Origin of the sequence: Bifidobacterium samirii (assembly GCF_003952945.1) — a bacterium.
GTDB lineage: Bacteria > Actinomycetota > Actinomycetes > Actinomycetales > Bifidobacteriaceae > Bifidobacterium > Bifidobacterium samirii.
The window spans coordinates 285,653-297,447 of the sequence record NZ_QXGK01000001.1; the positions used below are offsets into that span (position 1 = coordinate 285,653).

An 11,795-nucleotide genomic window follows, 5' to 3' on the forward strand; every position below is an offset into this window, starting at 1 on the left:
CATACGAACGGCGACGCAACACACGGCCGCAGCGTCGCATCCTGTACAGGAACGGTCCATCATGTGCGGATAACGACGCAACACACGACTGCAGCGTCGCAATCCGCATGGGGATGGGTCATCACATACGAATTACGTCGCAATCCACAGCGGACCGGCCCAACCCATACGAATCGCGACGCAAAACGCGGCCGCAGCGTCGCAATCCGTATGGAAATGGTCCGGCACGTACGAACGGCGACGCGAACAGGGGTGTCCTCGTCGCAACCTGTACAGAATCGGTCCATCGTGTGCGGATAACGACGCGGGACGCGGCCGTAGCGTCGCAATCGGTACAGGAACGGTCCCATCACATACGAACGGCGACGCGAACAGGGGTGTCCTCGTCGCAACCTGTACAGAATCGGTCCATCGTGTGCGGATAACGACGCGGGACGCGGCCGTAGCGTCGCAATCGGTACAGGAACGGTCCCATCACATACGCGAACGGCGACGCAACACGCGGGAACAGCGTCGCAATCCGTACGGAATCGGCCGGTCCCATACGAACGGCGACGCGGGATGCAGGCATGAGGAAGAAACGGCCGTCGGGGATGCGGACGGAACCGGGATTGGCGCGCGCGGCGACCGTACAATGGGCATCATGAAACAAGCGATCCCCCAGCGGTATGCGATCCCGCACCGCTATGCGACGAGGCCGGGGCTGTACTTCACCGAGGACGGCGGCGCCGACGCCGTCGTGCGGTCCGAAACCGCCGACCAGGTGTGGCTGTGCGTCTACGAGCCCGTCGACCAGCCCACCGCGTTCTTCAACGACGCGATCCGCATCTTCGAGGACTCGGCCACGCCGTTCATCAACGAAATCCACGCGCACCCGGTGTGCACGCGCATCATCGAATCGATGTACGTGCGCGAGACCCTGTTCCGTATGGAGGGCCCCAACTACGGCCTGTGGTACGTGCATCTGCCCAAGGCGTGGGACGGCATGCGCTACGCGTACCGCGTCGACGGCGCCTGGGACCCGAAGAAGGGCCTGCGGTTCAACCCGTACAAGCTGCTGCTCGACCCGTACGGCAAGGGCATCGACGGCTCGATGCAGCTCGACCCGGCCGCCTTCTCGTACCGGTGCGAGATCGGCCCCGACCACCGGGTCACCGGCAACGCGTACGGCGAGATGAGCACCGTCGACGCGCTCGGCAAGGTGCCGCTGTCGGTCGCCATCGACGACCGCGACGAGACCAAGCACGACGCCGACCCGTCGCATCCGCACGTGCCGTGGAGCAAGACCGTGCTCTACGAGCTGCACGTCAAGGGCTTCACCAAGAACGCGCCCTGGCTGCCCGAGGAGCTGCGCGGCACATACGCGGGCCTCGCGCACCCAATCACCCTCGCCTACCTGCAGGGACTGGGCGTCACGTCCATCGAACTGCTGCCCATCCAGGCCAAGCAGGACGAGCTGTTCCTCACCGAACGCGGCCGCCACAACTACTGGGGCTATTCGACGCTCGGCTACTTCTCCCCCGAACCCTCGTACGCCACGCAGGCGGCGCGCGACAAGGGCGCCCGCGGCGTGCGCGACGAGGTCATCGACATGGTGCGCGCCCTGCACGAGGCCGGCTTCGAGGTCATCATGGACGTCGTGTACAACCATTCGTGCGAGGGCGGCGTCGAAGGCCCGTCGGTGTGCTGGAAGGGACTCGACGACGTGTCCTACTACCGCCGCCAGCACGACAACGCGGGCAAGCTCGAGGACACCACCGGCTGCGGCAACACGTTCGACTTCACCAACACGCATGTGGTGACGTTCGCCGTGGATTCGCTGCGCTACTGGGCCAAGCGCATCGGCATCGACGGCTTCCGCTTCGACCTGGCCGCCTCGCTCGCCCGTCTCGACGGCGACTTCACCAAGCATCACCCGTTCCTGTACGCGCTGCGAAGCGACCTGCTGCTGGGCAACCTCAAGCTCATCATGGAACCGTGGGATCTGGGCCCGCAGGGATGGCGCACCGGCGGATTCGGCATGCCGTTCAGCGAATGGAACGACCGGTTCCGCGACACGACCCGGCGCTTCTGGCTCACCGACACGCAGCCGGGCGCACGCTGCGAGATCGGCATGCAAGAGATGGCCACGCGCCTGTGCGGCTCGGCCGACCTGTTCGCCACCGAACCCGGGCGCGGATGCGTCGCGTCCGTCAACTACGTGTCGTGCCACGACGGGTTCACGCTCACCGACCTGACCCGCTACAACACCAAGCACAACGAGGCCAACGGCGAGAACAACCGGGACGGGTCGAACACCAACCATTCGGCCAACTTCGGCGTCGAGGGCGACACGTCCGACCCGGTCGTCACGCGCGACCGCGAACGCGCCGCGATGAACATGCTCGGCACGCTCATGCTCTCGCTCGGCACGCCGATGATGCTCGCCGGCGACGAGTTCTGCAACTCCCAGCAGGGCAACAACAACGCGTACTCACAGGACAACGCCATCACCTGGCTCGACTGGGACTGGCTGTACCAGACCGGCAAGACCCCGCAGATGCGTCGCCTGGAGACCGTCTCGCGCCTCATCTCGATCCGCAAGTCGCTCGACCTGTACCACCACGAGGAGTTCTTCACCCGACTCACGCAGCTGGGCCTGTTCAAGCCGTCCAGCCGCGTGCAATGGTATCTGCCCGACGGCACCACGCCGATGGAGCGCGACTGGTTCGACACCGGCGTGCGCTCGTTCACGATGCGCCTGCTGTCGCAGGAGAACGACGCGTCCGACATCCTCATCGTCGTCAACGGCGTCAACGACGACAAGCAGTACCGGCTGCCGTCCGACGCGGAATGGCAGTGCGAGTGGAGCTCCGGCGTCGTCACCGGGCTGCGGCCGGCGCGCGGCCTGTTCCCCGAGCGTATGCACCGGCAGGATTTCAACGACGCGAACTGGACGACCGCCGTGCACGACGACGATCCGATCAGCCGTCTCGTCGACATGGTCCAGTCGAAGCTCGCCGCCGAATCCAAGCTCGACCGGCCGCGCGACGAGGTCGCCGGCACCGACGCGCCCGGCACGCCCGACGGATCCGACGACCCGCACGTCACCACCGTCCCCGGCAACTACGGCCCGGCGATGATCCACGACGACAACGCGATCCTCAACATCAGCGACGCATTGGACGACGGCGACGCGGACGGCGACGACCGGCCGCATGCCGGCGCAGCGGCCGCCGCCGGCTCCGGTACCGACGCCGGCATCGCCGCCGCCGACCTGGACCTGTGGACGTTCCCCGCGCTCACCATCAGCGTGATGCGCCAGATCCAGTAGCCTCGCGAGTCGGAGGAGAACCCCGCAAAAACGAGGAAGGCCCTCGCACCACACAGGTGCGAGGGCCTTCCGTAAAGCCGTAAGACTTTAGCGCTTCGAGAACTGCGGAGCGCGGCGAGCCTTGTGCAGACCGGCCTTCTTGCGCTCCACGACGCGGGCGTCGCGGGTCAGGAAGCCAGCCTTCTTCAGGGTGGCGCGGTTGGCTTCGCGGTCGATCGCGTTCAGCGCGCGGGACACGCCCAGGCGGATGGCGCCGGCCTGGCCGGTGGTGCCGCCGCCGTCGACGAGCACGATCACGTCGAACTTGCCCTCGAGCTTCAGCAGGACGATCGGGGAGTTGACCTCACGCTGCTGCAGCTTGGACGGGAAGTACTCCTCCAGGGTGCGGCCGTTGATGGTCCACTTGCCGGTGCCCGGAACCAGACGGACACGGGCGACGGCCTCCTTGCGACGGCCGGTGCCGTAGCCCGGAGCGATCGCGGAGGTGCCGGTGCCGGCGCCGGCGTTGGTCTCGGTGGTGTAGCTGGTGAGCTCCTCTTCGGTCGCCTGAACCGCGGAGTCGTTGGTGTTTTCAGCCATGATTCTCTATCTCCCTTCGGTTCACTTGGCCTGCTGCGAGACCTGGGCGATCTCGAAGACCTGCGGCTGCTGGCCGGCGTACGGATGCTCGGCGCCACGCACGACGTGGAGGCGGTTCATCTGCACGTTGGACAGACGGTTCTTCGGCAGCATGCCCTTGATGGCGGCCGTGATGATGCGCTCCGGGTTGTTCACGAGCAGCTCGGCGTAGCTATCGCGACGCAGGCCACCGGGACGACCGGAGTGCGAGTACAGCTCCTTGCCCATCTTGTTGCCGGTCAGAGCGATCTTGTCGGCATTGATGATGATCACGTGGTTGCCGGAATCGGCGTGCGGAGCGAAGGTCGGCTTGTTCTTGCCGCGCAGCAGGATGGCGGCCTGAGTGGACAGACGGCCCAGCACCACGTCGGTGGCGTCGATGATGTACCAGTCGTGAGTCAGGTCAGCTGGCTTCGGAGTGAAAGTTTTCACTGATATACCTTTTCTAACTATTGTGTTCCGGGTGTCGGCTGCCCGGCGTGCGCTTGGTTGGGGCGCGCGTTCGGGAGGCTTCGACCTCATTATCCGTGGGCTCCCTGAAAGTCCTCGATGGCGAGTGGGAAAGCGCTTTGAAGGACCCCTTAGGGAAACACAACAATCTACTAGTGTATCGTCCGCCTTGACATTGCGGCGGGCGTGTTGCATACGCGAAGCGGCCCCCTCGACGGAGGGGGCCACGGACGTGCGTGGACGGCGGATCCGCCGCGGCGCCGACGACGGCATCGGCGGCGCCCCGCGGACGGGCCGTCAGTCGTTCATGATGGCGGCGATGCGCTGCAGACGCGCGCCGTCGAACAGCGTCTCCAGCGGCACGACCGCGCCGCGGGAGTCGGCCAGCGGGATGCGCCAGTTCGGATACTCGTTGTTCGTGCCCGGCTGGTTCTGCGCACGGCGCTCGCCCACCGCGTCGGTGATCGAGGCGGCCAGCAGCTTGCACGGCGAGCCCTTGAGCGCGCGGTACAGCGATTCGACGATCGCCTGCTCGTTGCCGATCTCGTCGTTGAGCAGCTCGCGGTCGAGGTAGCCGTTGTCGACCAGCATCGTGAGCATCGCGAAATGCTCGTGCTGGGCGGAGCGTTCGAACTCCTCCTTCGAGCCGGCCAGCAGACCCAGCTGCTCGCGCAGGCGCACATGCTCGTAACGCAGGTATCCGGCCGCCGGCGGCAGGTCGTGCGTGTTGACCGAGGCAAGCGCGTACGGACGCCACTTGGCGGGCTCGCGGAACACGCCGTCGCACTGCTCGAACCATTCGACCGCGCAGCCCAGCAGACCATGCGACGAGAGCGATTCGGCGACGTAGTCGGGCACCACGCCCAGATCCTCGCCGACGACCACGCCGTCGGCGCGCGACGCCTCGAGCGCCAGGATCGCGAGCATCACGTCCGAGTCGTAGTGCACGTACGTGCCCTGCGTGGCCGGCTTGCCGTCCGGGATCCACCACAGGCGGAACAGGCCCAGGATATGGTCGATGCGCACGGCGCCGGCCTGCTTGAACATGCCGTGCACCATGTCGCGGTACGTGCGGTAGCCGGTGTTCTCCAGGTCGATCGGGCTCAGCGGCGGCTGGCTCCAATCCTGGCCCTGCTGGTTGAACATGTCCGGCGGGGCGCCCACGGTCGCGCCCTTGGCGAAGCGCTCCGGGTTCCACCACACGTCGGCGCCCAGCGGGTGCACGCCCACGGCCATGTCGCTCATCACGCCGATGCGCATGCCGGCCTCGCGGGCCGCGCGCTGCGCGCCCTCCAGCTGCTCGACCGCCACCCATTCGAGCCAGCGGTAGAACTCGAGCGTGTCCGGGTACTGCTCGCGCAGGGCCTTCACCTCGGGCGAGCGCTTCGTGAACGTGCGCTCCCAGTTGTCGGCCTCGCCGCTGGGCGCGCCCCACTTGTCGTAGCACAGGCACCAGGTGGCGTACGCCTCCAGCTCGTCGCCCTGCGCGGCCTTGTACGCGTCGAACGCGGCCTGGCGTTCGGCCGAACGCGGCGACTTGAAGATCAGCCACAGCGCGCCCATCTTCGCCTTCCACATCGCGTCGCGGTCGATGACCTGTGCGTCGCCGTTGAGCGGTTCGACGTGGGCGTGCAGCGCGCGCACCTGCTCGCGCACGGCCGGGTCGAGCGTCTCGTATTCGGCGACCGACTCGGGGCGGATGTACGTGAAGTTGACGAAGCGGCGCGACACCGGCAGGTACGGCGACGGCGTCAGCGGCGACACCGGTTCGGCGGCGTGCACCGGGTTGATGAGCACGAAATCGGCGCCGGTCTTCGCCTTGGCGTCGGTCAGCAGCAGGCGCAGGTCCTCGTAATCGCCCACGCCCCACGATCCGGCGGAGCGGATCGAATACAGCTGCGCCATCCATCCCCACAGATGGCCGTCCTGCATGCCGTCGAGCAGCTTGACGCGCTCCGGCGCGCTGATCAGCGTCGCCTCCTGCGTGCGGTTGCCGACGGTGACGCGCAGCGTATGGTAGCCGGCCGGCAGGTCGGCGGGCAGGATCAGCGACGCGTTGGCGATGAAGCGGTCGTCCAGCAGATACGCCTGGGCGCCGTCGCCCGGCCCCATCTGCAGGCGACCCTCGTACGGTTCGCCGTTCTCGAGCGTGATGGTCGCCTTCGGCACCATCATGATCGGGGTGTTGATGCGCACCGCATCCTCGCGGCCGACGATGTGCAGCACGGTCGGCGGGATCAGACGGCGATGGCGCTCGTCCAGGATCGAGCGCATGGAGCGGTTGATGGCCTCCTCGCCGGAGGCCTCGATGCCGAGCGCGGCAAGCACCGCCACCAGAACATCGTCTTCGATCTCATGGTAGTCGTCGCTCATACCCACGTAGCTGGTGGCGACCCCAACGAGCTTCGCCAGACGGATGAGCGGGCGTGACAGCCGATCGGCGCTTTCTGTTCTCTCGTTCATAGGTAATAGTGTATGCCCACGGGTGGCGCGCAACGCAAGCCAAAACGCCCGCGATGCACGAATGGCGGACACGTCGCGGCGCGATCGCCGGCGGGCGTCGGCGGGCGGTCGCCGACACCGCGGACCGCCGTCGGCGTCGTCGAAGACGCCATCGCCGACGACGGCGGTCCGTACCCGCCCCCTACCGGCCGGCCGACGCCCTGGCCGCGGCCCTCGCGACCGCCGGGTCGGCGTCGTCGCGCAGACGGGCCAGCGTCGCATCGTCCGTGTTCGGGTTGAGCGCGACCGCGCGGCGCACCATCGCGGTGAGCACCGCCGGGGCGCCAGCCTCCGCGTCCACGCCGAAATGGCTGAGGAACTCGAGCGTGGCGGCGTCCACCTCCGGATTCTGCGCGCCCTCCATGCGCATCTTCCATGACGTGTTGCGGTTGTGCAGCGCCCGGTCACGCACCTGCGGCACCGGATCCTTGGTCAGGCGGCCCACCAGCCAGTTCTTCACGTCCGGATTGCCGGCCACGGCCAGACGGACCTCGACCGCCTCGTCCACCGACAGCTTGACCAGCACGTTCGGGAACGGCATCGTCTCGCCGAGGAACACGCGGTCCTCCAGCGGCGTATGCGGGTTGCCGGCCACCGCCTCCAGCAGTGCGGTCGCACGCGAGTAGGCCGCCTGGTCGGACTGGTCGGGCAGCGGGCGGCGGGCGAATTCGGACAGCTCGGCCGCATCGGTCGAATGGCGCAGCCGCTCGTAGACGGCGGTCAGCGGCTCGAACGACTCCGGCGCGGCGTCGGCATCGGCGGACGCCGCGACATCATCGGCGACCGGCGCGTCGACGGCGGGCTCGGACGGATCGGGAGTGGTTTCGGAAGCTTCGCTCATACGCCCACCTTACAGCGCGACCGGACGCGAGACCATATCCACCGGTTCGGGCGTCACCGCCGCGTTGAACGTCTCGCGCACCCGATCCTCGAACGCGGCCGTATGCTCCTGCGGCACGACGGCGAGCAGCGAGACGCGGTCCGTATACGACTCGTCGCACGCCTCGCCGTCCTCCTGCGCGAGCAGCCGCTGGAACACGGCAAGCTGCGGGTAGTCGAGCGTCACCAGATACCGGCGGCACGGCACGATCGCCGCCTTCGACGCGGCGGCGACCGCCAGCGACGCCGCCGACGAATACGCGCGGATCAGCCCGCCCGAGCCGAGCAGGATGCCGCCGAAATAGCGGGTGACGGCGACCACGCAGTCCGTCATCCTGCCCTGCCGCAGCACGTCGAGGATCGGCTTGCCGGCGGTGCCGGACGGCTCGCCGTCGTCGCTCATCCGCTCCGCCAGCGTGCCGTCGGCGCCGCCGGTCACCGCCGCGTACGCGACATGGCGAGCCTTGGGGTGCATCATGCGGATCGACTCGACGAACGCGAGCGCCTCGTCGAGCGTGTCGATGTGGGCGGCGTCGCCGATGAATTCGGATTTCTTCTCCACCAGCGAGTCGTGGGCGGGGTTTTCCGGGCTGTCGAGGATGGTGTGCAAGGGGTTCTCTCTCTATGGTGCGGCGGACGTCACTGCGCCGCGCGGGCGGCGGTTTCGGCGGTGATGTCCCATTCGCGCACGATGCCCGGGTCGGCGCCGTGCGCGTAGATGACGTCGGTGATGCGCTGTCTGACCTGCGCGTCGCGTTCGTCGGACCAGCATACGCCGTCGGGGTGGTCGGCGGCGAGCGAGCACCATTGGTAGACGCCGCGGGTCTCGTTGGCGGTGGGGATCCAGTCGATGCGGCTGACGCGCCAGCTGCCGGGTTCGCCCTGCCGTCCGGCGAATTGGATGCGCGCGGTGACGCCCTGGTTGTTGACGATCGTGTCGGGCGTGTTGGCGGATTCGGTGACGGCGTTGCCCAGACCATAGATGATCCATGTGCCATTGTACTGCTCGATGGGCTGCGCGCAGTGGCATCCGGCGCCGAAGATGAGGTCGAATTCTCCGGTGTCGGCGAGTTCGTGCGCCTCGTCGATCTGCCACGAGTCGGCGTAGTCGAGGTATTCCTGGACGGAGTGCATGGCCATGACGACGAGGTCGGCGCCCTGTTCGCGGGCGGCGCGCGCCTTGGCGACGGCCCGGTCGATGTCGGCCTGATGGTTCGGGTCGCCGGCCTCACGCAGGCGGTCGACGCGCCAGTCGGCGTCGGCGGTCTGGCCGTTGAGGGAGACGGTGCCGGCGATGATGCCGACCTTGCCGCCGCCGGTGGGCGAGTCGACGACGAGCGGCTTGAGCGAGTCGGCTTCGGTCTTGTACGAGCCGGTCTGGGCGATGCCGTCCGCTTCGAGCGTGTCCCAGAGGCGGGCGATGCCGTCGGCGCCCTGATCCCATGAATGGTTGCTGGCGTGCGTGCACGCGTCGTAGCCGACGGCGGCGGCCGCGTCGGCGACTTCGGCGGGGATGTTGAAGATCGGCCATGCGGCGTACGGGCCGCCGCGTTGGGCGATCGGGGTCTCGAATTCGCAGATCGCCAGGTCGGACGCGTCGATGTACTTGCGCATCGGCTCGAACAGGTTGGTGAAGTCGAATGCGGTGCCGTCGGTGGCGGTGGGGTTGACCGCGTACTGGTTCCACAGGCCCTCATGGAACAGGAGGTCGCCGTTGACGAAGAGGGCGATGCAGTCGTCGTCGGGGCAGTCGGGCGAGTTGCCGTGGTGTTCGGCGACGGGCTCGGGGGTCTGCTGTTCGCGGTTCAGGTCGGCGGCGTCGCCGTCCGCGGACGGCGACGTCTGATCGGATGTCGCCGCTCCCCCGCCGTCCGCCGACGTGCGGTGCGCCATGTCGGCGAGCGCCCATCCGCCGATGGCGAGCAGGAGGACCAGCAGCAGGATGACGGGCGCCAGCCATCGGCGGGCCGTGGCGGCGCCGGTCTCGTCGCGTCGGTCGGGTCGTTTCACATGCAGTCCCGGAGTGTTGCGTCGCCTCATTGCGTTCTCCTCTGTCTTCGCCTGGATGCTCACGTACCAGCTTACCGTGGGCGGGCCTTCCGCGACGGACGTGACGCGGGTGCGGCAGCGCGCGGCGAGGGCCGGAATCGTTGACGACATGTCGATGAATTGCCCACTGATTGACGGGAATTGCGGGGAATTGCGCGACGCGCCACCGCGCGATGTGCCCGGCCGCCGCATCCGCAGCCTACTCGCGACTCGCATCAACCGATTGACTGGCATCCGATACAAACGCTCCAAATCATGGACACGCCAGCCGTGCAATCCACCCGTCAGGGGATACACTGGGCTGCGGAGACGGACGGACAATGGCGTACCTCCGACTCCACCCTTCGGGGTGCGATTTCCCGAAATTTCCATCCCCGCCGCCGAGCGTCGCCAACCGTCGCACGGCGTAGGATGAACGACGTGAAGAGAGTCATCGCCGACGCGCTCGGCCGCGTCCCCGTGTTCGCCATCGTCATCTGCGAGGCGACCGTCATCTACCTGTCCACCGCGATCGCCAAGGTCGCGTTCACCCAGCTCGACCCGCTGTACGCCGTATGGTACCGGGTCGGATTCATGACGCTGATGATGCTCCTGTGGCGTCGCCCGTGGCGCGCCGCCGTCCGTGCCGGACTGCCGCACCGGGCGCGCGACTGGGCCGTCGTCGCCGGATGCGGCCTCGCCGTGGCGACGATGAACACGATGTTCTACGTGGCGATCTCCCACATGGACATGGGCATCGCCGTGGCCATCGAATTCATGGGACCGCTCGCCGTGGCCGTCATCACCGGGCGCAGCTGGCGCGAACGGCTCGGCATCGGCATCGCCGCATGCGGCGTCGTGCTGCTCGCCGGCGTATCGCTCACCGGCGCCGCGTCGGCGCGGTTCGCGGTCGGCTTGGCGGCAATCCTGGTCGGCGGGTCGATGTGGGGCGTGTACATCGTGCTCGGCCGCCGCGTCGCCTCGCGCGGACATTCGCTCGACAACCTGTGCGTCGGCATCGCCATCGGCTGGGCCGCGCAGTCGCTGATCCTCGCGCCGGGCGCCGTCATGCACGTCATCCACCCGAAGGACGGCGCGACGTGGGCGGCGGCGCCCGGCGGCATGTGGAAGCTGCTGGGACTGCTGTTCCTCATCTCGATGTTCGCCTCGTTCGTGCCGTACCTGACCGACCAGATCGTGATGCGGCGCACGTCGTCGGCCGCGTTCTCGGTGATGCAGTCGATCAACCCGGCCGTCGCCACCGCGATCGGCCTCGCGTTCGGCGAGATCCCGTCCGCATGGGAGTGCGTCGGCGTGGCGCTCGTGATCGTCGCCGTCGTCGTCACGTTCTCCGGCGACAAGAATCCGGCACGATGAATCGGCTTCGACGACGGCATGATCCCCATCGACCTGACGAAGATTTTTCCCGATATCGGTGTGTATCGGTGTTTTGTCCCGCACAAGGTGGTACAGTTACATGCTGTTGCGCCGCATAGCGGCAAAACAACGGAGTCATGCCTGAGTGGCCGATAGGGGCACCCTGCTAAGGTGTTAGTCGTGTTTAGCGGCTCGAGGGTTCGAATCCCTCTGACTCCGCCATCAAGGGCTTCCGGGTTTCCGGAAGCCCTTTTTCATGCGAATCTCACGAAAAGCGGGACCGAAAGGCCCGATGCGGAGGATGACGTACTGATATAGTGGGCGACGACGCCGTGACATGCGGCGTCCCCGTTGATATGACGGGGCCGACCGGCGCGAGCCGGTATGAGAAAAGCCCCGACGTGACAGCATCGGGGCTTTGCGTTGATTGCCGGCTTGCGCCTTTGATCAACGAAGGTTGCGATATGAATCATATCACGATGCACGGCACGCTTACCGTGACGACGTGCCTCACGTTTTTTGAGCGCGTAGGGTGTGGTGGTGCCTCATCGGGAATGAGCGCGAACGGTATCGGTCCTGTTTGGCTTGTCTTATGGAAGACAGGATCAGCATGGCGACGAAGCGGCAG

8 protein-coding genes and 1 tRNA gene are annotated in these 11,795 nt (G+C 67.2%); 3 read left to right on the forward strand and 6 right to left on the reverse strand.

Features of this window, described 5'->3' with window-relative positions; genetic code table 11:
- Positions 1–643: 643 nt before the first annotated feature.
- Positions 644–3,313: a glycogen debranching protein GlgX gene (gene glgX / locus D2E24_RS01210; RefSeq protein ID WP_125967481.1), complete on the forward strand. Its 2,670-nt coding sequence runs from the start codon at positions 644–646 to the stop codon at positions 3,311–3,313.
- A gap of 87 nt (positions 3,314–3,400) precedes the next feature.
- On the opposite strand, the gene rpsI is transcribed toward glgX, so the two are convergent.
- From rpsI to D2E24_RS01240, 6 genes are all read right to left on the reverse strand, one after another.
- Entirely contained in the window at positions 3,401–3,892 is a 492-nt protein-coding gene (rpsI, locus tag D2E24_RS01215) for a 30S ribosomal protein S9 (RefSeq protein ID WP_125967482.1), read from the reverse strand.
- Positions 3,893–3,913: 21 nt separating this feature from the next.
- Positions 3,914–4,363, reverse strand: a complete 450-nt coding sequence (rplM, locus tag D2E24_RS01220) for a 50S ribosomal protein L13 (RefSeq protein ID WP_125967483.1) — start codon at positions 4,361–4,363, stop codon at positions 3,914–3,916.
- Positions 4,364–4,678: 315 nt separating this feature from the next.
- Complete coding sequence (gene malQ, locus D2E24_RS01225; protein WP_125967484.1) at positions 4,679–6,844, reverse strand: 4-alpha-glucanotransferase; 2,166 nt, start codon at positions 6,842–6,844, stop codon at positions 4,679–4,681.
- Between the two features lie 181 nt (positions 6,845–7,025).
- Complete coding sequence (locus D2E24_RS01230) at positions 7,026–7,724, reverse strand: AbrB family transcriptional regulator (RefSeq protein ID WP_241222789.1); 699 nt, start codon at positions 7,722–7,724, stop codon at positions 7,026–7,028.
- A gap of 9 nt (positions 7,725–7,733) precedes the next feature.
- Positions 7,734–8,372 (reverse strand): IMPACT family protein, encoded by a 639-nt coding sequence (locus tag D2E24_RS01235; RefSeq protein WP_125967485.1) that lies wholly within the window; start codon positions 8,370–8,372, stop codon positions 7,734–7,736.
- Between the two features lie 29 nt (positions 8,373–8,401).
- Positions 8,402–9,655 carry a CapA family protein gene (locus D2E24_RS01240; protein WP_420897458.1) on the reverse strand — a complete coding sequence of 418 codons (1,254 nt, stop codon included), beginning with the start codon at positions 9,653–9,655 and terminating at the stop codon, positions 8,402–8,404.
- 567 nt (positions 9,656–10,222) lie between these two features.
- Here D2E24_RS01240 and D2E24_RS01245 point away from each other — a divergent pair.
- Together D2E24_RS01245 and D2E24_RS01250 are read left to right on the forward strand one after the other, a co-directional pair.
- Positions 10,223–11,167: an EamA family transporter gene (locus tag D2E24_RS01245; RefSeq protein WP_125967486.1), complete on the forward strand. Its 945-nt coding sequence runs from the start codon at positions 10,223–10,225 to the stop codon at positions 11,165–11,167.
- Between the two features lie 131 nt (positions 11,168–11,298).
- Positions 11,299–11,389: transfer RNA gene (locus D2E24_RS01250), tRNA-Ser, on the forward strand.
- The last annotated feature ends 406 nt before the right edge of the window (positions 11,390–11,795 follow it).